Annotated in this window: 18 protein-coding genes, 1 pseudogene and 2 riboswitches; of the genes and pseudogenes, 4 read left to right on the top strand and 15 right to left on the bottom strand. The window is 28.5% G+C overall.

All coding sequences use genetic code 11. The features are described from left to right. Nucleotides 1-14 precede the first annotated feature (14 nt). The 10 genes from ACTG48_RS01655 to ACTG48_RS01610 all read right to left on the bottom strand — a co-directional run bounded on the left by ACTG48_RS01655 (nucleotide 15) and on the right by ACTG48_RS01610 (nucleotide 12,688). The gene (locus ACTG48_RS01655; protein ID WP_479917918.1) at nucleotides 15-2,078 is read right to left on the bottom strand and encodes a sulfatase-like hydrolase/transferase; all 2,064 of its coding nucleotides are present in this window, start codon (nucleotides 2,076-2,078) and stop codon (nucleotides 15-17) included. A 17-nt stretch (nucleotides 2,079-2,095) separates the two neighbouring features. Further along, entirely contained in the window at nucleotides 2,096-2,821 is a 726-nt protein-coding gene (locus tag ACTG48_RS01650; RefSeq protein WP_479917917.1) for a sugar phosphate nucleotidyltransferase, read from the bottom strand. Between the two features lie 345 nt (nucleotides 2,822-3,166). Beyond that, nucleotides 3,167-3,898 carry an HAD family hydrolase gene (locus ACTG48_RS01645; RefSeq protein ID WP_479917916.1) on the bottom strand — a complete coding sequence of 244 codons (732 nt, stop codon included), beginning with the start codon at nucleotides 3,896-3,898 and terminating at the stop codon, nucleotides 3,167-3,169. 87 nt (nucleotides 3,899-3,985) lie between these two features. Continuing rightward, nucleotides 3,986-5,251 (bottom strand): class II D-tagatose-bisphosphate aldolase non-catalytic subunit, encoded by a 1,266-nt coding sequence (locus ACTG48_RS01640; RefSeq protein ID WP_479917915.1) that lies wholly within the window; start codon nucleotides 5,249-5,251, stop codon nucleotides 3,986-3,988. 91 nt (nucleotides 5,252-5,342) lie between these two features. Continuing rightward, nucleotides 5,343-5,651, bottom strand: coding sequence for a PTS fructose-like transporter subunit IIB (locus tag ACTG48_RS01635; protein WP_021382617.1), 309 nt, complete (start codon nucleotides 5,649-5,651; stop codon nucleotides 5,343-5,345). Between the two features lie 87 nt (nucleotides 5,652-5,738). After that, nucleotides 5,739-6,794, bottom strand: coding sequence for a PTS fructose transporter subunit EIIC (locus ACTG48_RS01630; RefSeq protein ID WP_479917914.1), 1,056 nt, complete (start codon nucleotides 6,792-6,794; stop codon nucleotides 5,739-5,741). Nucleotide 6,795: 1 nt separating this feature from the next. After that, nucleotides 6,796-7,248 carry a PTS sugar transporter subunit IIA gene (locus ACTG48_RS01625; protein WP_021382613.1) on the bottom strand — a complete coding sequence of 151 codons (453 nt, stop codon included), beginning with the start codon at nucleotides 7,246-7,248 and terminating at the stop codon, nucleotides 6,796-6,798. After that, complete coding sequence (locus ACTG48_RS01620; RefSeq protein WP_479917913.1) at nucleotides 7,245-9,275, bottom strand: BglG family transcription antiterminator; 2,031 nt, start codon at nucleotides 9,273-9,275, stop codon at nucleotides 7,245-7,247. Before ACTG48_RS01620 ends, ACTG48_RS01625 begins: the two co-directional genes overlap by 4 nt. 261 nt (nucleotides 9,276-9,536) lie before the next feature. Beyond that, entirely contained in the window at nucleotides 9,537-11,780 is a 2,244-nt protein-coding gene (locus ACTG48_RS01615; protein WP_021382626.1) for a GGDEF domain-containing protein, read from the bottom strand. A gap of 326 nt (nucleotides 11,781-12,106) precedes the next feature. Then, a complete protein-coding gene (locus tag ACTG48_RS01610) occupies nucleotides 12,107-12,688 on the bottom strand; it encodes a sugar O-acetyltransferase (RefSeq protein WP_021382665.1) in 582 nt (193 codons plus the stop codon). A gap of 281 nt (nucleotides 12,689-12,969) precedes the next feature. On the opposite strand from ACTG48_RS01610, the gene uvrA reads away from it, so the two are divergent. Together uvrA and ACTG48_RS01600 are read left to right on the top strand one after the other, a co-directional pair. Continuing rightward, nucleotides 12,970-16,398 carry an excinuclease ABC subunit UvrA gene (uvrA, locus tag ACTG48_RS01605; protein ID WP_479917912.1) on the top strand — a complete coding sequence of 1,143 codons (3,429 nt, stop codon included), beginning with the start codon at nucleotides 12,970-12,972 and terminating at the stop codon, nucleotides 16,396-16,398. 189 nt (nucleotides 16,399-16,587) lie between these two features. After that, entirely contained in the window at nucleotides 16,588-17,421 is an 834-nt protein-coding gene (locus ACTG48_RS01600) for a serine aminopeptidase domain-containing protein (protein WP_021382615.1), read from the top strand. 336 nt (nucleotides 17,422-17,757) lie between these two features. Here ACTG48_RS01600 and ACTG48_RS01595 read toward each other — a convergent pair whose 3' ends face one another. Next, complete coding sequence (locus ACTG48_RS01595; protein ID WP_021382648.1) at nucleotides 17,758-18,324, bottom strand: chromate transporter; 567 nt, start codon at nucleotides 18,322-18,324, stop codon at nucleotides 17,758-17,760. Next, nucleotides 18,321-18,887 carry a chromate transporter gene (locus ACTG48_RS01590; RefSeq protein ID WP_479918769.1) on the bottom strand — a complete coding sequence of 189 codons (567 nt, stop codon included), beginning with the start codon at nucleotides 18,885-18,887 and terminating at the stop codon, nucleotides 18,321-18,323. The genes ACTG48_RS01595 and ACTG48_RS01590 overlap by 4 nt, the downstream gene beginning before the upstream one ends. A 112-nt stretch (nucleotides 18,888-18,999) precedes the next feature. Here ACTG48_RS01590 and ACTG48_RS01585 point away from each other — a divergent pair, with 112 nt between their 5' ends. Beyond that, nucleotides 19,000-19,872 carry a LysR family transcriptional regulator gene (locus ACTG48_RS01585; protein ID WP_044212096.1) on the top strand — a complete coding sequence of 291 codons (873 nt, stop codon included), beginning with the start codon at nucleotides 19,000-19,002 and terminating at the stop codon, nucleotides 19,870-19,872. Between the two features lie 151 nt (nucleotides 19,873-20,023). On the opposite strand, the gene ACTG48_RS01580 is transcribed toward ACTG48_RS01585, so the two are convergent. Continuing rightward, nucleotides 20,024-21,415, bottom strand: coding sequence for a metallophosphoesterase (locus ACTG48_RS01580; RefSeq protein WP_021382641.1), 1,392 nt, complete (start codon nucleotides 21,413-21,415; stop codon nucleotides 20,024-20,026). Nucleotides 21,416-21,927: 512 nt separating this feature from the next. Next, nucleotides 21,928-22,024: riboswitch (cyclic di-GMP riboswitch) on the top strand. Nucleotides 22,025-22,077: 53 nt separating this feature from the next. On the opposite strand from ACTG48_RS01580, the gene ACTG48_RS01575 reads away from it, so the two are divergent. After that, nucleotides 22,078-22,254 carry a hypothetical protein gene (locus ACTG48_RS01575; protein ID WP_021382611.1) on the top strand — a complete coding sequence of 59 codons (177 nt, stop codon included), beginning with the start codon at nucleotides 22,078-22,080 and terminating at the stop codon, nucleotides 22,252-22,254. A 305-nt stretch (nucleotides 22,255-22,559) separates the two neighbouring features. Here the strand turns inward: ACTG48_RS01575 and guaA are convergent, their stop codons facing one another. Continuing rightward, nucleotides 22,560-24,095, bottom strand: coding sequence for a glutamine-hydrolyzing GMP synthase (gene guaA / locus ACTG48_RS01570; protein ID WP_021382647.1), 1,536 nt, complete (start codon nucleotides 24,093-24,095; stop codon nucleotides 22,560-22,562). 220 nt (nucleotides 24,096-24,315) lie between these two features. Next, a riboswitch (purine riboswitch) is annotated at nucleotides 24,316-24,417 on the bottom strand. A 59-nt stretch (nucleotides 24,418-24,476) separates the two neighbouring features. Then, nucleotides 24,477-25,660: pseudogene (larC, locus tag ACTG48_RS01565) on the bottom strand (nickel pincer cofactor biosynthesis protein LarC). Nucleotides 25,661-25,717: the final 57 nt, after the last annotated feature.

The following is a 25,717-nucleotide window of genomic DNA, read 5'->3' as shown; positions in this document are numbered from 1 at the left end:
AATAATTTTTAATATTAATATTTAATATTTCTCTTTATATGATTATATACTATCTCTCTATAATACTCTAAAATGTCATTATCTTTAATTTCTTTACCTTCCTTTTTATCAAAAACAGAATCACTATATTCATCAAAATTAATTGTTCCATCTATATTAGTAATATCTTTTGTTTCTAATATATAACAATATTTATCATTATTAACCATAGCTTTATAAGTCTGACCAGGATATATTGATTCACTATAAGTGAACTCACGACCTTTACCTCCTAGTGTCTTTGGAAGTACACAATCATACTTCGATAAATCATATTCTATATTTGCCAACTTCAAAGTTATAGGAATTAAATCCATATTACTTATATACTCAGTATTATCATTGGATATACTTCCAGACCCTCTAACCATTAATACATTATTAGTTATATTTGATTTTAATAAAAAATCATCTTTGCCTAAAAATGAAGCACCATGGTCTGAAAAAATACTAATTAAATACTCTTCTTCAGAGTAATTTTGTAATATATAATCATAGATTTGCTTCAAATTACGATCTAATTGTCTAAGAGCTACTTCATATTTTTTAACAGTTTCCTCATGATATTCTTGTCGTACACTTACACCTAAGTTCATCTTTGATAAAGATGTCTCTATATCTAAAGATGTTTGATTAACAATATTATAATCAATTCCACGGCATTCAATATCTTCTATTGGCTTGTGAACATCGTTTAAAGACATAAATACGAATTGATTCGTTTCTTTAAATGACTCAATATGTTCAATAACATCATTAATTAATATTGAATCACAAAATCCTAGACTATTCTTAAAAACAGTTCTGTCAAATCCTCTAAAACCACTACTGTATGGAGCAATTGCATATGACCCACCTATGTTTGCAGTGAAGTATTCATTTTTTTTCATAATCTCACTAAATAAATCTATGTCATCTGGAAATTTATATCCCGTACTATGATGTATAAAGTGATGATTAGTTGTGTATAGACCTGTAAATACACTTGTAAAAGATGGATATGTCCACTCTCCTGTTGTATAGCAATTTTTAAATATAATTCCTTTATCAAAAAACTCTTTTGTATAAGGCATTGATTTATATTCTGTTTCTGATAAATATTGTTGAGATAAAGAATCTATAAATATAGTGAGAACTAATTTTTTATTATTTTCTTTAAATCCTAATTCGATTGGTTTTCCAACTATAATATCTTTATCTGAATTCAAACTAACTCCTTTATCTACTCTATAGTACTTAAAAAAATCAGGTGGATCTACTTGTTGTGATTTTAAATTAGTATTTCCAACTTTAAAATCAATAACTTGATTATATTCAGTTGTAGCTATTGGAACAATGTATTTTCCATTATCTAAATTAAATTCCTTTGTAGTCATAGATTTAAAACTCTCTATTGGACATATTGAATATAAATTAGGAATATTAAGACTCATACATATTTTTTTTTGAAGGTCTCCTAAAGAATTATAATATGTATCAGAGTAAAAACATATATAGTCATTATATTCAATGTTTGAATTTTTATTGAAATACTCACCTACCATAACTTTCCATTTATCATCATAAAAGTATGTAGGAAAACTAGTAACACTTAGCTCAATAAATCCAAAAAATCTTTTTAAGTCCTCAATTACACTTATGTCTTTTATATTTTCAATACAATAATCAATAAGATTTTTTACTTGTTCATTAGCATAAACTAATTTATCATCTACATAATCATATTCTGGAAGCTTAGCAAAATGTTTTAAGAATGTCACACTCAACATAGCTGCTTTAATAGCATCAGAATATTTACCCTTAGCAATCAAAATATTTGCTAAATAAAAGTTATTATCATAATTATTGGGCCTAAATTTCAAAGCCTTTCTAATATGTTCTTCCGCAAGTTCATATTCTTCTGCAAAAAAATATGTAACTGCACGCGCAGTGTGAATCTCACTGTCAAAAGGTAATACTTGCTCATATTCATTAATATAATCTAGTGATGTTTTTACATCAAAAGATTCTTGGTTCATTATTTTATTTAAAATTCCCATATAAATTCCTTCCTAATCTACTTAGAGTATTGTAAAGACTTGTTCATCATAAAATTATTATTTTGAACTATACATCTTTCTGAAAACTTCAAATCTTCTTCAGTATCTATTTCAAAACAATCCTTAAAATCTATTTTCTTAATGTACATATTTAAATTCTCTTTATTTTGCATTACAACATCATCCCAAAATAAACTTCCAAAATCTCCACTACTTACTGTTTCTTCTAATTTTTTTGCTATAATATTTCCATCTGTTAATGACCAGTAGGACACACCACATAATATATAGCCATTATTATCACCAACATACATATCATAAATCTTGTCATTTTTATCAAATTCAAATATATACTCATTATTAAAATTTTCCCTATAAAAAGTAAAATAAGTAGATTTATTTATATCTGGATCTATAAAGTTATTATATAAGTATACATCTCCCTCTATAACATAACTATCAGGTAAATACTCTCTTAATAAATACATAGTATAAATATTATTATACATATCGTATTTATCATTATATATTAATTCCACATTATATTTTTCTGATAAATAGTAAAACTCTTCTTTTAGATATCCTACAGCCACTTTTATATCTCTTATACCCTTTTCCAATAGACATTCTATTTGGGTTTCTATCATTGGTTTTCCATTAACTTTAACTAATGGTTTAGGCGATTCCAAAGTTAATGGTCTCAATCGCGTCCCCATTCCCGCTGCTAAAATTATTGCTTTCATATCTAACCCTACCTTCCAATTGAATATTGTGCTTGTTTATAAAATTTAATCTAGTATTTATTTTTGTTATTTTAAGGATTTAAATATAATATAAATTTTAACTTATCATCCTTAGTATAATTCATCAAAGTCTATATAACTTAAATTAATAACTACCTATCCTTTTATTTATCGGACAATTTGTTAAAAAATTTATATTATCAATACAGAAAGTTTTTTAAATTAAAAAGTACTTTAATATTCTTTTAAATATTAAAGTACTTTTTCTAAATAATCTATTTTTTAATATAAAACAAATTATTTACAATTTAAATATATGATTTTACATATATATTTTTAATTATTTTATATAATTCTATTACTAATATTTGATTTACTACATACTTTCATAAGTAAAGACAATAAATCCTTATATTCCAAAATTACAAAATCAGGCTTATAAAACAATTCTTCTACTCCATGACCTCTATGATTCATCCAAACACTCTTCCATCCAGCTTTTCTAGCACCTACTACATCATTTTTATAAGAATCGCCTATATAATATGTATTTTCTCTATCTAGATTCATGACATTCTCAGCCACTCTAAAAATATTGATGTCTGGTTTAGAAAAACCAACCTCACTAGAAATAAAAATATGGTTTTTGTCAACCCATTTTTCAATATTCAACTGCTTTAACTTCATCCTTTGATGCGCTGATGGCCCATTCGTTATGATTCCTATATTAATATTTCTTTCTTTAGAAAAATTCAAAATCTGCTCAATTTCTGGTATTAAAGTAATTTGTGATTGCTGATATATATACTCATCTTGAAAATTTTGAGCATCCTTTTCTGTAATAGGATTTCCTAATTCTTCAAAAGCCTTCATTATTCTATATACATGCATTTTCTCAATTGGCATCTCTCCACTCTCAGTCAAATGGAATACTTCATCACTATATTTTCTACTGCTTATATATAAATCTTCAACAGAAACACCTTTTATTGAAGAAAACAACTTATCATATGCAATATAAAAAGGTGTCAATTGGTTGTATAAAGTATCATCTACATCAAAAATTAAATTAATCAAAATATTAATCCTCCTAAATTTAATAGTGGTAAGTATAATTATAACTATAAATACCTAGTATAACAATACTTACCACTATAAGTCCTATTATTTATTTAAAATTCTTGTAGTAACACCTTTTAAATTATAACATTCTGCATAATCACGTAAAGGTCGTTTAATATAGTCTACAACAAATCTTTGACCATCAATATTATTTTTGCTTAAATTACTATAAAGCATTTCTATCTCTCTTTTAACATCATCATTGTTGAATGTATAATGACCTGCAATATCTAATATCTCATTAGATAAAACTTCATCCTTAAATATTTCTTCAGTAGTTAGATTTTTCTGTTCTCCCATTACCCACTTTCTCCAACGTCCACATTCTATAGCATCGACAAGAAGAACGTGTCTAATATTTGAAGTTTTTTCAATTAATCCTTCTTCCTTTAGTTTTCTTTCAACTTCTGCTAGTTTCAAGTATGCTCTAGTCTCTTCAGTTCCATATTGAGGAGCAACATTTGTAGCAATAATTTGAGAAGGTATATGTTCTAATAAAGTTACATCATCTAAATAATCTCCATTATGCTCTTTTAAGCCAACTCCATACTTTTTAGCCATTTGAGCTAAATCATAAGCATTCTTAAAATTAAAAGTGCCTACTTGCTCTGTTTTTCTAGTTAGAGTCCCTGTCTGACCAACTATAAATGTTGGCATTGGTAAATCTCTCTTTTCAAGTTCAATTTTTAATCTAGTTATAAATGTTTCATATGTCTCAGTTGAAGTTAGTCCTCCATTTGTTTCCTCTGTCCCAACTTCATAGCCTATTTCTGGTAGGTTGAGTCTTCTTCTTTCATTTTCACAATATTCAATTAATTCTATAGTTCTTTGTAGGACTATATCTAAAGGGATTACCTTTCCCATTTCAAACGGGTCTTTTGTAGGGTCAATCATTAATAAATCAAAACCTGCCTCGATATCAGCTAAATAAGATTTTTTTCCTAATTCCATGGCTTTGTCAACAGGCAAATGGTCATTTCTTTCTTTGTCTCTTTGCCATGGGCCTCCATGATCTCTGCATAAGTAATATAAACCATCAAATCCAACTTTATCAGCTATCTTCTTAATATCCTTTGTAAAAGTTTCTTGATTCCAACCATTTACATAACCACCACCTAGTTTATCTGCATCTACTTGATTTCTGCTGGCAATAAACATTAAAGGAAAATCATCATCTTTTGCTAGTTCAAAACTTGCCTGTAACAAGTTTGGTGACATAGGACCAATTCCTAAAAGTGTTGCACTTTTCCCCTCTTCTTGTAAGTCTAGTAGTCGTTGTACGACAGTCTTTATTGGTAATTTTTTCATGACTATATCTCCTTTTATTCTATTTTTAAGATGTATTTAATAGAATTAATATCAAATACACCTTTATGTTATATGTAAAATAAATCAAACTTTATTGAAAAGTATCTTTTATTTTCTTAATTAATGCATCAGATTTTTTAATTATGTCAGAAACACTCATTCTTACAACTTTTTTTCCTTTAAATCTATCCATATTTCTAATTTCAACATCATTAGTTAGTATTACACAGGCTGCTTCTTCAATCTCTTTAGGTAATAACTCATTGTCTATTCCAGAACTCCCCTGAGTCTCAACCTTTATTTCTATACCAAATTTTTTTGCTGATAATTCAAGTGATTCAGCTGACATATAAGTATGTGCTACTCCACTAGGGCAAGATGTTACTGCTACAATTTTCATATTCTTATCTCCTTTAAAATTAGAATTTTGTATGATTATTTTTATAATAGGTTTTCATATAAATTAACAGTATTTATATCTATATATCTATAATTCTTCAAATACTAGTTCAATAGAATCGTCTATATCTTCTTCAATTTCTTCGTCTTCTTTTACATCCTTCTTTACTAATTTCATTAATACTGCAACGACTATTGCTCCAGTTGTGACTGATGCAATATATCCCAATCTATTATCAACAACTGGTAATACTATCAGACCTCCCCAAGGTGCATGATTTAAACACCCCAATAAAAAGGCCATAATGTTTCCTATAATCGACCCAGCCATAATACATGGAATTACTCTAACAGGGTCTGCTGTTGCAAATGGAATCGCTCCTTCTGTAATTCCAACACATCCCATTAATAGAGAGGCTTTTCCTGAGTCTCTTTCCTCTTTACTAAATTTTTTTGGGAACAATAATGTAGCTAACCCTAATCCAATTGGAGGTATACAAATTGCAACACCAACTCCTCCCATTAAATATGGAAGTGTATCAACTTGAGTTTGGGCAAAAGTCGCAGCTACTTTATTTATAGGACCACCCATATCAGAAGCTATCATTCCTCCTAGGATACCACCTAAAGGGATTTTAGAAACACCAGACATTCCATTCAACCAATTAGTCATCCATGTCATAAAAGAAGCTATAGGTTCTCCAATTAAAAATACAATTATACCACCTGTAATCAATGTTCCAAGCAAAGGATAAATGAATATTGAACCTAAAGTTCTCATTGTAGGTGCCAATTTAATTTTCTTTAATTGCAAAACAACAAATCCCGCTATAAATCCTGCTATGATACCACCTATAAAACCAGCATTTACTTCTTTTGCTAAATATGCACCTATCATGCCTGGAGCTAACCCTGGCTTATCTGCCATACTAAATGCTATATAACCACCCAATATTGGAATAAACAAAGCTAGACCAGCGGCTCCAATTTGATTAAGTTTAGCTAGCCATCCAGTTTCAGGAACAGCAGCTTGTCCACTTAGAGTTACTGATAGAGCAAATAATATACCTCCAGCAACTACAAATGGAATCATATATGAAGTTGCTGTCATAAGATGTTTTTGTAAAAACTTTAAAATCCTCATTCTAATCTTCCTCCCCTATTTTTTCTTTTATAAGATTATAGACTGTTTGTTCGTCTGACTCTCTAATTTGATTTCTAAAACTTTCATGCATTAACAAACGTGCAAGCTTTGATAAAATCTTTAGATGAAGATTATTTTCATTGTCTTTTGCCACAGATATTAAAAATATTAAATCTACCTTTTCACCTTCTTCTGTCCATTCAATAGATGTATCAAGTTTTCCAATTGTAATACAAGAATCCTTAACTCCAATACTTTGACTGTGAGGAAGGCCTATACCATGCCCAATATAGGTTGACAGTGTTTCTTCTCTCTTTAAAACATCTTCTAAGAATTGATTCTTTTCTTTCAGATAACCCTCTTTTGATACTACATCTACTAATGATATAATAGCCTCTTCTTTTGAAGTTGCTTTCATCTCAAATGAACATTTTACATTGACTAATTTGCTCATTCAGTGACCTCCTTCTCATATTTATGAATTAAACATTCTGCTTCTTCTTTTGTCTTTACACTTTCTAACATAGTAATAAAATTGGTCTTATAAACCATTTTAGTTAAATTAATTATTGCAGGAATTTGCTCTTTTTTATCTCTACTTGCTAGACAAAATATGATTTTAACTTTCTTATCTCCAAATTTGACTGCTTCTTTGCATATTAATAAACTTATTGAACTTACTTTGACCAATGAACTATCATTACCATGTAACAAAGCAAATTCGTCATCCTTTACAGCATAGAAACCTACATTATTTAGAATATCTATAATATTATCAGCATATTGTGCTGACACAAAATCACAATCAGCAAGTATATTTGAACTAATTTTCACAGCATCTTCCCATTTTATTTCTTTATCAATCACGCTTATTGTATCAATACCTATTAAATCACTTAGTTTAAGCTGTCTAGATAGCATTCTCTCATCACTATATCCTAGTTCTTGCCATATAATATTCAGTACTCTTTTTTGAGCATCTTCTTCTAAAAAATCTAATCTCTTTTTAATTGATATGTAATTGGTCAAGACATTCTTTCTTTTTATTCCTTTTTCTTCAAGTTTTAAATAATCGTTTTCTTGTAAAAAAGGATTAATCTCAATAATTGTTTTAGGTAAGTCTACTACTATTTTTGATGTTGTTACGATAAAATCTATATTTTCCCAGTCTTTGTAATCTTGTAATTTGTATGATGGAATGCTATCTACTATATTTATCTGATAGTCATTTATTAAAGTATCTTTTAATATAGCAATTACACCATACCCAAATCCACAAACTAATAATATATTTTTATAATTGTTACTTTCGTTTCTTTGTACACTTCCTAAAAAATGTATTGCTAGAAGTATTATTTCATTTTCATTCTTTATTTGATTTAACATCCTATTTTTTTGTACAGAAGTTTTGGTAGCTTCAAGTACATATTGATATTTATCTGGTATTACATGGAATAACTCTTCATAAATCTGTATATTTTGTTTGATTCTCTCTATCAATGGAGCGATATGATTAAGTAGACCTTTATAAAGAATCATATCTTCTTTAAAATCAATGTTCAGTATTTCAGACATATTATAAATTAAATCCTGAACTATTATCTCTGTACTAATTAAATCCATATCTTCATTTAAACTTGCATACTTATTTGTAAAAAATACAAAACTATTTAACAATAAAATCTGTTCTTTAGTTAACTTCTTTTGAATGATTTGTTCAAATTCTTGGTCAAATTTATTCTCAAAATATGGTTCACTCAATGAAGAAGATTCTAAAGGATGTTTTTCATCTGAATGTATGTACCATGTAAAAAGAAAAATATTTGATACATACCATGTAAAAGACTCATCATTTAGAGTCCAGCCCATTTGTAAAAGTAAATCTGTAGACCAATTATATATATCATTCAAGGAAAGTCCTTTGAATATTTTTTCGATTACCTTCACTATATACTTCTCAAACACACTCAAATCAGATTTTTCTTTACCAAAAAGGTAAGAATATAATTTTAATATGTTTAACCTTTGTTTATATATAGTATCTTCATCTCCATTTATTTTGAAAACTTTATCATAAGTAATAGTTATTTGATTTCTCTCGAGTTCATTTGATAAAACATTAAGGTCATTTTTAATCGAACTTCTAGAAACTTTAAACTCTTTGCTCAATTTTTCTAAGTTTAACTTATCTATTTTAAACATTGATATAATCTTCATAATAGATACTCTTTCAGTTAAGGAAAATACATAGTCATTATTGTCTATATATACTACTTGGAAATCACTTGGAATAATTAATGAACCTTTATTCATCCTTTGTATTAGTGGTTTATTTAATGATTGCAAAAGAACATTTAGATTGTCTATGTCATATCTAACTTTTCTTTCTTCTATGCTTAACTGTTGACTAATTTCCCGGTAACTTGTCTTACTTTTATCTTTTAGAAAATTCATAATGAGTAACATTCTTCCACTTATCATACTTTCCTCCTTTCAAAATAATTAGAGTTATAAAAACAGCAAATTTTATATTATTATGTATATTTTACTTTCTTTATGTCTGAAAATAGGAACTGACTTTCTATATATTCAGAATAATACAATAAAGCTTTAACGACAACTTACAACATTTGAAAATTGTTTTTACAAAATCTGTAGCTTTCTTTTTTATTAAATATACAAATAAAAAAAGCAGGTTATATTTTCAATCATATAACCTGCTTAGATTTTTCTTTTAGATATTTAATCATTCGATATTTTTAAACTTTTTATTTTATTATCAGCATATGTGAACTCTTCAAATTCAGATATTAATAGTGGTTTAGAGAAAACATAACCTTGAATATAATCACATCCTATACTTTTTAGAAACTCAACTTGTTCTAACTCTTCAATTCCTTCAGCAATTATCTTCATACCAAGTCTTTTGCCAAGTTCAATAATAGACTCAATAACTACCTTACCACGGCCTATATTATTTTTGCTGACAAAGAATGAACGGTCCAATTTAATTATATCAACTTTAAAATCTTTTAATATCCCTAATGATGAGTATCCAAATCCAAAATCATCTATAGAGCACTTAAATCCCTTAGAATGAATATCATTTATTACATCTATAGCTTCTGGATTTTCTAAGAAGATAGATTCTGTAAGCTCTAAATCTATCAGATATGTTGGTACATTATATTTATTACATATAAGTTCATATTTTTCTAAAAAAGACTTATCATTTAAATATTGTCTTGATACATTAACAGAAATTCTCAATACTTCTTTACCTTCTTTTATCCATTTAGAAATCAATTTGCATGTCTCTTCAAGTATATATAAGTCTAATTTACATATAAATCCACTTTTTTCAAAAAGAGGAATAAAATCACTTGGATAAATTATACCTTTTTCTGAATTTCTCCAACGCACAAGAGACTCTGCTCCACTGATTTTACCATTTTTTATATCAATTTTTGGTTGTAAACATATAAAAAAGTCTTTATCTTCAAGGGCTTTTTCCATTAAATTTGAAATTTCCTTCTCAGATATTAATCGCTTTCTTTCTATATCACTATAAAAAGAAAAATCACTTTGATGAGCTTTATTGAAGCTTTTTCTTGCTGTATTTGCATAGTCTTGTATTGTGATTAAATCTTCATTACGATTTTCAATAGTGTAAATACCTGCTGATATTCTTAAAAAGTACGGATTTTCTCTACTCTCATTAAAATAATTTATATCAGCTTCTATTTTATACAATAACTCTAAAACTTCTAACACTGGTCTATTTTTAATAAACAAATAGAAAAGGTCTGCATCATGACGACATACAAATTCTTCATTTTTAGTAATATTTTTAGATAAAACATTATAAATATGTTTGAGTGTCATATTTCCTTTATCACTACCAAAGCAATCATTTATTAACTTAAACTCCTTTATATTTATCGCTATCATCATATAGGTGCTATCTGGCGATTCTGAAATTAAGGGTTTTACTAACATACTAAATTTGGTTTGGTTAATACCATTTGTTATATTATCTAAATATGCAATATTTTCTATTTGATTTACATATTTTTTTCTTATAGTATATAAAAGCCATGTTATAATTCCAATAATACATGTAACTATAAACGTCATTATTATTGTAAAAGAGTTTAGCTTATTAAGTTCACCAAGTACAGCTTCTTCAGGCACTATAAGAACAAAATACCAATCATTTAGACCTTTTGTAATTGGATAATAAGTTAATAAACATTTTATATCTTTTGATGATGTTATTATAATATCTCCTGACTTTTCATTTTCAAAATCATTAAGCATCTTTTGAGCCCAAGGCTCATTTATTGAATCTTTATATTTGTAACTAAGGTCTTTTATTAATTCACTGTTTTTGCCTATAAAAAGAGGGCTTCCCTGTCTATTAATAATTTCAATAGTTCCTTTTCCATTAAAATTATCTATTTTAAGAATATCATTCATACTTTCTTTATCAGAGACACCTATTAAAAGGCTAGAAATCTCATGCTTATCATCAAATATAGGCACAGTATAGAGAACAACCCCTAAAGACTCTATTACTTCTGAGTATTCTTTACCTTCTATTCCTTTTTTATATGAAACAGTATCCTTCAAGTCAAGTTTTTTTCCACTTAAAAACTCTGCCTTACCTTCTAAATCAATTATTCCAATGTCATAATACTTATAACTAGTCTTTCTTTTAGATAAGTACTCATATCGACTATCACCCTCATATTGTTTAATAAAATCTGCCATTATTCTTAAATCAGATAAGATAAATTTTATTTTAGAATCAACATTCATTACAATTTGTGTAGATACATCCTTTAAATAGCTTTTAGTTTGTTTATTAGATATATTGTGCAGTTTTATGGTACTGAAAATAATAATTACAAGGATTGAAATAATAAGTGAATATAAGATTATAGACAAAACTAAACTATTTTTCTTATACCTTGATAATTTCATTTTTTGTCCTCCAGGTTATAAATCTATTTTTTAAATGTATATTAGCACCTACAAATTTCGTTACTAAGAATCTATTCACACTATATTATAGTACCCTATTTCTTAATATTCAAGAATTCCATATTAACATTATGTTAATAATTCATAAATAATATCTTTATTAATCAATCATATGAGATATAATTCTTTATGTGCATAAATATGGTAAATGGAATAAATACAATGGCTAATATCTATTAATAAAAAAAACTACCCCTAATTTTGAGATAGCTCTTTATTTTAATAATGTCTTCGATATTTCATGAATAAATATATTACAATAGTTCTCACTTATTTTCTCTAATAACATGACAAGGATTACCGTAAGCTATAGTATTAGATGATATTGATTTTGTCACAACACTTCCTGCACCAATAGTTACATTATCTCCTATTGTTACACCTGGTAAAATAATACTTCCTCCACCAATCCAAACATCATTCCCAATTTTAACTGGAGCTGTTATAGTTTTACAAAACTTAAATCCATCATCAGTTTTTTCTCCAAATCTATCTTTAGCATTTGTTGGATGAAAAGCTGTATATATTTGCACATTAGGTGCAATTAGGGCATTATCACCTACTATTATTTCATTATCATCTAAAAAGGTACAATTCATATTCACTTCACAATTGTTTCCAAAATAAATGTTATTTCCATAGTCAACATAAAAAGGTGCCGTAATCCATATATTCTCCCCTCTTTTACCTAAGAGCTCAGTTAAAATACGTTCTTTATTAATCTTGTCATCTGATTTCAAATTATTATACTCTCTAGTCAAATCTTTTGCCTTATGCCATTGATATAACAATTCCTTATCTCCACAATCATATAACTCTCCTGCTAACATCTTTTCACGTTCTGTCATCTCAGCCTCCTACAATATCCCATTGCAAATTTTAACAAACTGTAAATACAACTTATACTCATTACAACAAATATAACACAAACTATATTTGTATTACAATTCATCATTATATTATTTTTTTATTTATTTTTAAATTTTAACACCTAAACTAAGTATTATTTATTATTTCATTAAAAATTTAATGTTATCATGAATTAAAACAATCCCGAGAAAAATTTAAATTTCCCTTGAATCTAACACCATGTTAGGGTATATTATGCATTCAGAGAGGTGAAGAATAAATGAAAATAAACAATTATAAAGAACAAAGTATTATTACAAATCCTAGAATATTTGAAAATAAATATCAAAATTTACCAAATACTCCAGTAGAATTATTAAAAGTAGTCCAAAACCTAGTAATTCATGGAGACCAAGGAAAACTATATGGTATAACCTTTAATAGGCAACAAGCCGATGAAGAATTACTTCGTACAATTCCTCAAATGTTAAAAAGAATATTTGAAATAGATTCTAACTCACTAACTATTCCAAGAAAGCCAAAACAGAGATTAGTTGGTATGTGCAGAGACTACTCTTTACTTCTTGTATCCTTCCTAAGATATAGAGGTTTTGAAGCTAGAATGAGAGCAGGTTTTGCTAATTATTTTGAAAGTGAGCTTCCTTATGAAGACCACTGGATTGTAGAATACTATGATACGGTAACAAAAAGGTGGATAAAAATAGATTCGCAAATAGATAACATACAAAAAAATTATTTTCAAATTAATTTTGACACTCATGATGTCAGAAAAATAGATGGGTTTTTAACTGGCTCAGAAGCCTGGATAAGTTGTCGACAAGGTCATACTCACCCAGATGACTTTGGATATAATAAAAATTGGAAAGGTTGGAACTCCATAAAGGGTAATCTTCTACATGACTTTAATAATATGATTGGTTTGGAATTGCTTCCATGGGATTTATGGACAGAATTAAGTTCTAAAAAATACAATCAATTAACAAGAGCAGAAAAAAATTTGTTAGATGAAATGGCAGAGATATTATCAAGTGGCAATATAAAAATAGAATACCTTAATTTGTTAATAGAAAAATTGCCTGAAGATTATTTGACATCAATCTTTTCTCAGTTAAAAATATTAGGCATTTCGGAAACAAAAGAATTAGGTAATCCTCTTGAACTAGAAAAAAAATTCAAATTTACCAAAGCAATAAATAAACCAATTAAAAATTCACTTTGTCACAATAAAAGTTCTATTTATTTAAAAGGAGGAAGGCAAAACAATTTAAAAGATGTTGAGGTTACAATCCCAAAGAATCAAATAACTGTTATTACAGGTGTAAGTGGTAGTGGAAAATCCTCTTTAGCTTTCGATACGATTTATGAAGAAGGGAAAAGACGTTATTTTGAAAACCTAAGTAATGGAGCAAAACTTTCAGAACATCTTCAAAAACCTGAATTCGATTTACTTCAAGGATTAACTCCTACTATAGCTATTGAACAAAAAAAAGGAAGCCAAAATCCTCGTTCTACAGTTGGTACTCTTACAAGCATTTGGGATTACTTAAGAATGTTATTTGTATCAATTGGAAAAAGTTACTGTCCATATTGCAAAATTCCATTAGAAAAAAAGAATACTACAAAAAATTATTGCCCACATTGCCAAACTATTTTTTCTAAGATAAATACTTCAACCTTCAATGCTAATTCCCATACTGGAGCTTGCCATGATTGTAATGGATTGGGTTTTACCTATCAAGTTAATTCTCAATTAATTATAAAAGACCCTACTATTTCAATATTGGATGGAGCTACTTACTACTTTGGAAAATTGAGGGGGAAAAAGCCAAATGGTAATTGGATGGTAGGTGAATTATATGCAATCGCAAAAGATAAAAATATCGACCTAGATATGCCTTGGAATGAATTGCCAAGAGATTTTATAGATGCAATCTTATATGGTACAGGCGATAAGATATATGAATTTAGCTTTGAATCAAGGGGGCGAGAATCAAAGATTAAAAGACCTGCATCAGGGGCAATCAACCACATTCAAAGACTTTTTAGAGAATCCAGTTCTCAAAATAATGCCTTACATCAATATATGAACAAAATTCCTTGCCATACATGTGGTGGTGAGTTGCTATGTATTGAAGCTAGATTCACTACAATCAAAGGTTATCGCTTCCCTGAATTAACAAAAATGACGATAGAACAGTTGTGGAATTGGTTGTGTGAATTACCAAATCAACTTCAACAAAATGAGATATTTTTGGTAAATGATATATTAACAGAATTAAAAATTCGAGTTAGTTATCTATTAAAGGTAGGTCTTAGCTATCTATCAACAGATAGAACAGCTCCAACCTTATCTGGAGGAGAGCTACAGAGAGTACGATTATCAAGTCAGCTAGGAAGTGAATTAGTAGGCTTAACCTATATTCTAGATGAACCATCTATTGGTTTACATCCAAGAGACCATAATCTAATCATCAAAACTATAGAAGAGCTAAGAGATAACAGTAATACTGTTATAGTCGTGGAACATGATAGGGATACAATACTGGCTGCTGATTATATTATTGATGTAGGTCCAAACGCTGGTACAAAAGGTGGCTTCATTATTGCAGAAGGTACAACTCAAGAAATTATAGAAAATCCAAATTCTATAACAGGTAAATATCTGAGTACATCAAATAAAATAAGTTCAAAAAATAATGTTAAGCCAAGTAAATGGTTAAACTTAAAGGGATGCCATGCAAATAATCTAAAAAATATTGATATAGAAATTCCCTTAAACTGTATGTGCTCTATTACAGGTGTTAGTGGTTCTGGTAAGAGTTCTCTTGTATTTCACAGTTTACTTCCTGCTTTAGAAGAAAAATTAAACCAAAAATCTATCCCAAATAAAAACTATACCGAACTTACTGGATTTGATACTATTGATGATTTTATCTTAATGGACCAAACACCTATTGGAAAATCTAGTCGCTCTACACCTACTACCTATATCAATATCTTTGATGAAATTCGTTCTCTATTTGCTAAAACTTCGCAAGCAAAACAACAATTATTGGATGAAAGCCATTTTAGCTTTAATAGCAAAAAGGGGCAATGCCCCAACTGTCAAGGATTAGGAAAAACAAAAATTATTCTACAATATATGGCAGACCAGTGGGTAACTTGTAGTGAATGCCAAGGTAAGAGATATCAAAAAGAAATACTGTTTGTACAATACAAAGGAAAAACAGTGGCAGATATACTTGACATGGAAGTAACAGAAGCAAAATCATTTTTTAGTGATTGTCCTGACATATATAGAAAACTCTCCCTATTAGATGAAGTGGGACTTGGCTATCTAAAACTAGGACAAAATACATTAGGATTAAGTGGAGGAGAATCTCAAAGGATAAAATTAGCAAAAGAATTAGGAACAAAAACTAAAAAAAGAATGTTATACATATTAGATGAGCCTACTACTGGACTTCATTTTAAAGATATAGAGAATTTGCTAATTACTTTTAAAAAACTTGTAAATGAGCAACATTCACTTTTAATTATTGAACACAATACAGAAGTTATATGTGCTTCTGACTGGGTTATTGATATAGGTCCAGACAGTGGAATAAATGGAGGAGAAATTGTTGCTTCAGGAACGCCTGATGAAATAAGAATAAATCCAAATAGCATTACAGGACATTTTATATAAAATTAAGGTATTGCGAATGAAACTAGAAAAAATTGAAAGATAAAATTAGCAGTTATTATGAAAAAATTATTACTGTAGCTACATAAGAAAAGAGTTAACTTTAATATATTGCTGTGATAAAATATGACTAACCTATAAATTAGATTCTAGAAATCATTATATTTTTGTAATATAAGGAAAGGAAACCAAATGAATTGGCAGCATATAAAAATACCAAATGGAGATATAAATATTTTTTGTAATTCATTCATCACTGGAAAATCATCTATGAATATTATTGTTACGCATACTCCCATTGTTACTACACTTGAGATGCAAAAAGCCTATGAACCACTTACTCAATATAATGTAAATATCTTCGCTTTTGATTTTTCAGGAACAGGGAGAAGTGATGGAAATGAAAAAGATTTCTCTCGGAATTCAATTGTAAAAGACTTAGATTCTGTTGTTACATATATAGAAGAAAATTACTCTTCTAACATACATCTATATGGAAATACTGGTATTGGTGGTATGTTTGCCCAATATTATGCATGTTCAAACAATAAGCTAAAAAGTTTTGCTCAGTTCGCTTGTGTTGATTATAAAAATACGACAGGAGTAGGTTATCCCTATCCAATTGTTAAATTATTGAACTTTTTTCTCAAATATCTCCCTAATTTCCATATAACATTAAAACCTCCTAAGTATGAAGGTTATAACGAAGTCTATGATAACGAATTTTATAAAGTATTGGAAAAGAAAAATCCTCATATTTGGAAAAATAGTACAAAAATGATTAGCACCATGTTAGAATGTTTTGTTGCACAAGATAGTACAATAAAAAATGGAGTTAATATACCCACTCTTGTCTTCAAAACACTTCATGACAGATATTTTAAAATACAATATTTTGATAGTTATTATAATTCTTTAAAATGTAAGAAGAAGCTTATTGAAATTGATAATGTTCATAATAGTTACTATTTAGACAGTGATAAATTTTGTCGAGAAGCATATAATTGGTTTTTAGAAAATCAATAATGTGTAGGATTATGTTACTAAGTAAATATTATATTGATGGTCAATACACCTATTTTAACATTAAGTATTGATATATTAAACTCAAATGAATTCTTGGCATAAACAATTATATCTATAGCTTAATTTAATAATATCTATTCAAAGAAAAATCATTTCTTGTATGGTAAATAATAAATCTAATCTAAAGACTATGTAAGTTTTAGATTGTCTTTTCAAATCTTCTTAAACGTCTGAATAGCCTTACTCTATTGGCTATTTGGACATTTTTATTATTGATTGACATGTGCTAAAACTCACCCAAACACGGAACTTGTATAATGTGTTTGAGTGATGACATTATAAATAAAAAAGCACTCCCACTATACCACTTATTAACATAATTACGATGGGATTAGTCTTCCATTTACGCACTATAAATAACATAACACAAAATATTACTAGTGCAATCCAATTTAACGTCTTAAATATGGAATTAAAACACATTGTACTCGTTCCAAATAATGCAAGGATTATAATTGTGGCGGCAGCTGAGATAATTAAACCTAATGATGCTGACTTTAGACCGTTTAATATTTCAAATATATAGGTAGAATTTTGGTGCCTTTGAAAAAAATTATATAAAAATAGAGATATTACTACCCCACATAATACACAACCTAAAGTAGCCGCAACTGCTCCCCAAAAACCTCCAATTTGAAGCCCAACAAAAGTAGAAGTATTAACAGCTAATGGTCCTGGTGTCATTTGCGAAATAGTTATAATATCTGTAAACATTTTCTCACTTATCCATCCAGTTTGATTTACTACTTGCTCTTGAATTAAAGGTATTATTGCATAGCCACCACCAATACTAAGCAATCCTATTTTCAAAAATATAAAAAATAAGTTCCAAATTGTATTCATTTATTTTCCCTCTTCTTGTAAAAAACTCGTATTACACACATAAAGCAACAAACAACTAATATGAGAGCTACATTTATACCCATCACAAAATTTGCAAAGAAAGCAATAGGTATCATAGCTGATAAGAATAGAGAACGTTCTTTTAGTATCATAGAACACATATCAATAATCAAATCTACGATTAATGCAGCAACACCAGCTTGCATTCCTTTTAATACTGCAGCAACAATAACATTGGAGATAAAAGTTGTGTAAAATACTGATACTAATCCAAGAATAGCAAGTGGAGGTATTATAGCAGATATACAACTAATAACAGCTCCTAAAGTACCTGCTACTCGATAACCTGCCAAAGCAGATAAATTGATTGCAATTGCTCCAGGAGTTGATTGTGCAACTGCCGCCATACTCATCAAATCATCCTCTGTAAAGTATTGCTTCTGTTTTACAAAATAACGTCTAACCATAGGTACAACTACATACCCCCCTCCAAAAGTGAATGTGCTAATGAATAAATTGATAGTTAGAAGCCAAAAATATGGTTTTTTGCTTTTCTTCAAAATCTACCTCCTTCTTCCTTCTCTTATTTAGTATATCTCTTGCCCTTCAATCTGTAAAATGATAGAATTTAATAGAATCAATTAATTTTATTCATGTCTAGTGAGGATACTTATTATGAACATACGATATTTAGAGATTTTAGAGGCAATTGAGCAAACAGGAACATTCACAGGTGCTGCAAAAAAATTACATATCACACAATCTGCTGTATCTCATGCCATAGCTGAACTTGAACAACAGGCTGGCACAGCACTATTTGACAGATTACCACGAGGAGTATGTCTGACTCGTTGCGGTATTTCTCTTTTAGAAGAAGCACGCAGTATACTAACCGCTTGTCGCAATTTAGATAAGAGAATTAGCCATTTAGAGGAAAGTACACCTATAAATATTGTATCTAGCATTACAATTGCTTCTTTTTTACTTCCTCCAATTTTAAGTCGATTAGAGAATTCATTTCCATCTCTTAAAGTGAATGTACGTGTTGAAAGTGCTAATTCAGCTATGGATATTTTAAAAAATGGAGAAGCCGATATAGCTTTTTGGGAAGGTACAGAACCTCAAGGGGCATTCCGTACAATTTTATTAGGTTCGTATAAATTATGTGTTGCATGTGCTCCGACTTTTCCTTTATCAGAACAAGTAATATCTCTACACCAATTATGTACGTTTCCATTGTTGTTACGTGAAAAAGGAAGTGCTATTCGTGATACTTTAGATAGTGTATTATCTCTTTCCAGCCAAAAGGCTTATCCCGTTTGGGAAAGTGTTAGTTCTTTTGCACTTATTAAAGCTGCAGAGGCAGGGTTAGGTATAACCATTTTACCAGAAAACTTATTATCAGATTCGTTATTACATAATAAATTACGATTGGTTAAATTAGATGGAATAGATATGGAAAATAAAATGTTAGCAATCTTACATAAGGATAAAAATATCACACAACCTTTGAAAATAATATTAGACAATATAACCAATATACTCTAGTTTGAAAATTTGATTTTTTAACATCAATTTTTGTTAAATGGAAAAAGTGTGTACTATTCTTTGATATTGTGATATTTTAATTATCACCACTCTTTAGAATAATACACACTTTATTTTAGACATCATCTAAACTAAAATAAGACGAGAGTCTCTATTGTATATGTTTTAAATTAATAATATATTCTTTTTTACCTTTCTCAACTCTAAACTTATCATTTTTATTAGGATAAATGGTCACAACATTATCTTTATACTCTGATTCATCACATTTTATATTAAGTGGCATAATTTCAGATTCTTCACATAGATAGGTAATAGGCTTATCTTTGTTCATTACAACAACCTGTACCATACCATCACCTTTTGGAGATGATATATTTCTCCATTTATATCCTACTGTTTTATATATATCCTCTGCTGGTGTCCCAGATTTAAAAACATATATTTTATCCCATTCAGGAGTCGTTACTTCTGATAGTCTTATTTCGCTCTTACCTTTACTGATTTTATTAACTGAAGAAATGAACTCTCCAAATTTTTCATCTTCTTTATTTTTTTCAAATTTAACTAATTTACTAGTTTTGTCAACCACATTCCATTTGTCATTATTTTTCTCTAATTTAAAGTTAATCTTAGAAATACATTCCCCATGTTTACCTGGTTCAGTAACTATAACATTTTCTCCTGATTTATTTTTATAATCATGCTGCTCAATTTGAACATGATTATGTCCAGCAACTATAGCATCAATTCCATCAACTTGTTGCGCTAAGTCTTGTATTCTATTTCCTGGGTTTCTAGGTTTTTTGGGTTTTTCGCCTGTATGTGCAACCGCTACTATGATGTCAGGTTTCTCTTTTTTCATTATACCAACCCATTTTTTAGCATCCTCTACCAAATCATTCATATACAATTCACCATTATATCCTTCTTGGTCTTTTAACTCTAATGATTTAGAATCTACAAGCCCTCCATCTTTCCATTGTTTTCTCTCTCCAACTTCTTTTATAGTAAGCCCTAAAATTCCAAGTTTTACATTTCCTTCAGGTGTATTAATGTTTTTTATTATGTATGGTTTTGTATAATTTTCCCCATTTTTCTTATAAGTATTTGCTGATAATATATTTATTTTTTGTTTTTCAAAATCAGATATCATATTATCTAAATAGAATTTATTATTAGCTATGAATTCATGATTTCCAAGAACTGCAACATCATAACCTACTTCTTTCATATCTCTTGCAAGAGGTGCCTCAATATAACTCTCAGTGTTATTGTCACTGTTTTTATATCTAGCACTAAAATAATCATCCATACTGCTACCTAATACCTGTCCACTATCAAAAAAATCTCCAGCATCTACCAAAGTTATATTTTTATCTTTTTCTCTTTCTTCTTTTACGTAAGAAGTTAATTCATAAGGTATAACACCATGTAAATCAGTAGTCGCTAACACATTTATTTCTGTTGTTTTCTTTGAGGCACACCCAGACATCAGTGCTGCAAATAGAAAAGTAACTACTATAATTATTTTATTTTTCATAATCCCTCCATCTTCTAAAATATTCATTTTAATATATTAACTACCAAATTATTCTATAGTATTAATATTAATACATTATGTACAGAAAGCATATTTATTTTCATATACATAAAATGTTAAAAATTAAAAAACTAGATAACTTAATCTCTAGTCTTTTTTATCTTATCTTACTTAATACTATTTTCAACATTATCTGACCTTTGCTAATAAGTATAATTTATATGCTTATTACTGTCAAGTTTACCTCATCTCCTCTACAATATATCCCAAAGTTACCTAATTTCTCTCTACTTAATTTATTAACTACTTCTATTTGCTTCAATTTATACCATCTTCTTAATTTAATAATAGAAGCTTTTTAATAGAAAAACTACAGGCAAAATTTATCATAATCAATACATCTGGTCTGTTTTTTGAAGTAAAATAACATTCATATGCATAAATTTATTCAATTTTCAAATAATCATGTTGAATAATAAGTAATTCTGTTGTATTATTGTAGTTGTAGAATAAAACTAAATCGGCAAAACTAGAGAAATTTAGTGACGCAAAGCTATAGGGACTAAGACTTATAAAATAAGTTATAGGTTATGTCAGCCAGTTGCCAAAAAGATATAATCTTTTTGTTTTTCATGAAAGTTTTTTAGGGGGATAAATATATTATGTTTGGAGATAAAATGGATAGATGTACACATATATTGACTGCTTATATTGGTAGTCCATATGATTATTGTGATTTTATAGATACACAGCTAGATGATTTTATACTAGAGTACGGAGAAAATGTGGTAGAATCTTGCCTACATCAAGTGATGATATTGGTAAGTAAGTATAATTAGGTAGGTTTTGTTTTCTAGAAAGACCTTTTTAGTTTTATCTACATTTAAATAATCTTATAGTAAAAAATTTAAATATCATATGTTAGTTCTACTACAATTAAACTTGGTCAATATCGAAAAAAATCTGGACGAGTTTATTACAAGTTAAATAATGATGAAATCGAAGAAATAATAAAATAACTTGAAAATCTATTATTTAAATAAATTTGATTAATGTAGATAAACAAGTCTAGGTGAGTTTATTATTAGATAAATTTAAAAAGCTATAAACCTTGAAATCACAAGGTTTATAGCTTTTTTATTTATTATTCCCATTCAATAGTACCTGGTGGTTTAGAAGTTATATCATAAACTACTCTATTTACTCCATCAACTTCATTTATTATTCTATTAGAAATTCTTTCTAATACATCATAAGGCATCTTGTACCAGTCAGAAGTCATTCCATCAGAAGAAGTAACTGCTCTTAAACCAACTAAATAAGCATATGTTCTTTCATCTCCCATAACTCCAACAGTCTTAACATCTGGTAATGTTGCAAAAGCTTGCCATATTTCTCTATATAGACCTGCTTTTCTAAGCTCGTCCATATAAACAGCATCAGCTTCTCTTAATATATCACATTTTTCTTTAGTTACATCACCTATAACTCTTATTCCTAGACCTGGTCCTGGGAAAGGATGTCTAAATATTAATCCTTCTTCTATACCAAGCTCTAATCCTATTTTTCTAACTTCATCTTTAAATAACTCTCTTAATGGCTCTACAATTTCTTGGAAGTCTACATCTTCTGGAATTCCACCAACATTGTGATGAGACTTTATAGTAGCAGCATTTCCATGCCCACTTTCTATAACATCTGGATAGATTGTTCCCTGAACTAAGAAATCCATTTTTCCTAATTTATTTGATTCTTCTTCAAATACTCTTATAAATTCTTCACCTATTATTTTTCTCTTAGCCTCTGGCTCAGAAACGCCCTTTAACTTAGATAAGAATCTATCTTCCGCATTAACTCTTATTAAATTTATATCAAATTTCTCTCTAAATATTCTTTCTACATCATTTCCTTCATTTTTTCTAAGTAAACCATGGTCAACAAATATACAAGTTAAGTTGTCCCCAATTGCTCTATGAATAAGAACTGCAGCAACAGAAGAATCAACTCCTCCACTTAAAGCACATAAAGCTTTTTTATCACCTATTTTTTCTTTTAATTCTTTTATTTTATCTTCTATAAATGAATCTGTAGTCCAGTCACCTTTTACCTTACAAATATTGTATAAGAAATTTGTAAGTATCTTATCGCCTTCCAAACAGTGTTCTACTTCTGGATGGAATTGAACTCCATATAAGTTTTGTTCTACATTTTCCATAGCCGCTACTGGACAATCGTTAGTATTTGCAACTATATTAAATCCTTCTGGAACTTTTTCTATTAAATCCGTATGACTCATCCATACACTATTTGTAGTTATACCTTCAAATAATGATGATTTTCCATAAGTTATAGCTGTTTTTCCATATTCTTTTTCTTGTTTATTACCTTTTCTTACAACTCCGCCTAATACATGAGACATTATTTGAATCCCATAGCATATTCCAAGTATTGGAACTCCTAGTTCAAATATCTCTTTTGATATTGTTGGTGAATCTTCTAAATATGCACTATTTGGTCCACCAGTAAATATTATCCCTTTTGGATTTTTTTCTTTTATTCTTTCTATGCTTGCAGTACATGGAAGTATTTCACAATATACGTTGTTTTCTCTAACTCTTCTAGCTATCAACTGATTATATTGTCCTCCAAAATCTATTACAAGTACTAATTCATGTTTCATAAATTTACATCTCTCCTTGTATAATATAGTTTTTATATATTTATTTTAACACAATACAGTCTAAATTATATTAAATCTTTTTACACAAAAAACCTGTATAGTAACTTCCATAATTTCTAACAAAAGTGAAATTACTATACAGGCTTCCAAAATACCTTTATCTTATAGCCAACACATAGGGAGTATAACTCAGCCTACACATTTACTTAACTAGGTCTTTTGGTATAATAATTTCACTCATAGTCAAGATATTTACGGTATCTTGGTAGAGACTCTCAGACCATATTTCTGAGCATATACGAGTGAGTTTATATTTTATATATTTTTTTCTGTTTGCTTTTATTTAATAAAGCTGAGTATTAATTTATCAAAATTTATTGCTTATGTCAATAAGTTTTCACTAAATTCTTCTTTTATTCTAAAATTTATATCAGCAAACACTTTTTTTATAGGAATATCTTCATTTTTTGCTATAGTTTTACATTCATTATATTCTGGAGTAGCTTTGACTAGTTTATCTTTATAATACCCTAATTTTACTGTGACCACTCCATATTTTGTATCCAATTTTACAAATTTTCTCTCTAGAATTTCTCTATTGTATGCATTATATCGCACTCCAAAAGTACTAGTTTCTAAAAGTAATATTTTAATAAATTTTTCTAAATCTGATTTATTACATAAAATAGATACTTTTGTTGCAGGTCTATTCTTCTTCATATAGATGCTCTCTGTATAAATATCTAACGCTTTCTCATCTAATACTTTTTCATACAAATAAGAATAGATTTCTGAAGACATATCATCAATGTTTGCACTAATTTCATAAATTAACTCTTCTTTTTTTTTTCACCTAATACAGTTCTTAGCATGTTCGGCACTTCAAACTTTTTATGACCTATTCCATATCCAATTTGTTTTGGAGAAAATTCAAACTCATCTACAAACTCATCACACAAAACTTTTATGATTGCAGCTCCTGTTGGAGTTGTACATTCCCCTTTTACATTATTTAATTTAATTGGTACATCTTTTAAAATTTCCATAGTTGCAGGTGCAGGTATAGGTATAATTCCATGTTCACATTTTACAAATCCTGAACCTACAGTCACTGTACTGGCACAAACTTTGTCTACACAAAGTAAATCAACTAATATAGAAGCTCCTACTATATCTACAATTGAATCTATAGCCCCTACCTCATGAAAGTGTATCTTATCTATCGTAGTTCCATGAACTTTTGCTTCTGCTTCTCCAATTACCATAAATATTTTTTTTGCTTTAGATTTTACATTTTCATTTAGACCACTTTCATCTATAATCTCAAATATATCCACTAAATTTCTATGTGTATGCGTTTCTTTTGTAATTACTTCTACTTTTGTACCTACTATTCCATTCTCATTTTTTGAGCTGATGTTTATATTAAATTCATCGCTCATATTTAGTTTATGAATTTCCTCCAGAAAAATTTCCTTAGGTACACCTAAATTTAATAAACTTGCAAGGGTCATATCCCCTGATATACCACTTATTATATCAAAATAAAGTATTTTTTCACTCATATATGTCTCCTTAATTTTAACAATAAAAATATAATAGAAATTAGATTTTATTATGTA

This window comes from Clostridioides sp. LIBA-6822, assembly GCF_056688955.1.
Note: the sequence above shows the minus strand (reverse complement) of the source record. Positions and strands in the feature narration are given on the sequence as shown.

Bases quoted from the DNA above. Each gene is read 5' to 3' on its own strand.
- ACTG48_RS01630 (WP_479917914.1), bottom strand. From the start codon at position 6,794: ATGAGGATTTTAAAGTTTTTACAAAAACATCTTATGACAGCAACTTCA.
- ACTG48_RS01610 (WP_021382665.1), bottom strand. From the start codon at position 12,688: ATGACAGAACGTGAAAAGATGTTAGCAGGAGAGTTATATGATTGTGGA.
- ACTG48_RS01585 (WP_044212096.1), top strand. From the start codon at position 19,000: ATGAACATACGATATTTAGAGATTTTAGAGGCAATTGAGCAAACAGGA.
- ACTG48_RS01595 (WP_021382648.1), bottom strand. From the start codon at position 18,324: ATGAATACAATTTGGAACTTATTTTTTATATTTTTGAAAATAGGATTG.
- guaA (WP_021382647.1), bottom strand. From the start codon at position 24,095: ATGAAACATGAATTAGTACTTGTAATAGATTTTGGAGGACAATATAAT.
- ACTG48_RS01620 (WP_479917913.1), bottom strand. From the start codon at position 9,275: ATGATAAGTGGAAGAATGTTACTCATTATGAATTTTCTAAAAGATAAA.
- ACTG48_RS01650 (WP_479917917.1), bottom strand. From the start codon at position 2,821: ATGAAAGCAATAATTTTAGCAGCGGGAATGGGGACGCGATTGAGACCA.
- ACTG48_RS01615 (WP_021382626.1), bottom strand. From the start codon at position 11,780: ATGAAATTATCAAGGTATAAGAAAAATAGTTTAGTTTTGTCTATAATC.
- uvrA (WP_479917912.1), top strand. From the start codon at position 12,970: ATGAAAATAAACAATTATAAAGAACAAAGTATTATTACAAATCCTAGA.
- ACTG48_RS01635 (WP_021382617.1), bottom strand. From the start codon at position 5,651: ATGAAAATTGTAGCAGTAACATCTTGCCCTAGTGGAGTAGCACATACT.
- ACTG48_RS01575 (WP_021382611.1), top strand. From the start codon at position 22,078: ATGTTTGGAGATAAAATGGATAGATGTACACATATATTGACTGCTTAT.
- ACTG48_RS01600 (WP_021382615.1), top strand. From the start codon at position 16,588: ATGAATTGGCAGCATATAAAAATACCAAATGGAGATATAAATATTTTT.
- ACTG48_RS01580 (WP_021382641.1), bottom strand. From the start codon at position 21,415: ATGAAAAATAAAATAATTATAGTAGTTACTTTTCTATTTGCAGCACTG.
- ACTG48_RS01655 (WP_479917918.1), bottom strand. From the start codon at position 2,078: ATGGGAATTTTAAATAAAATAATGAACCAAGAATCTTTTGATGTAAAA.
- ACTG48_RS01640 (WP_479917915.1), bottom strand. From the start codon at position 5,251: ATGAAAAAATTACCAATAAAGACTGTCGTACAACGACTACTAGACTTA.
- ACTG48_RS01625 (WP_021382613.1), bottom strand. From the start codon at position 7,248: ATGAGCAAATTAGTCAATGTAAAATGTTCATTTGAGATGAAAGCAACT.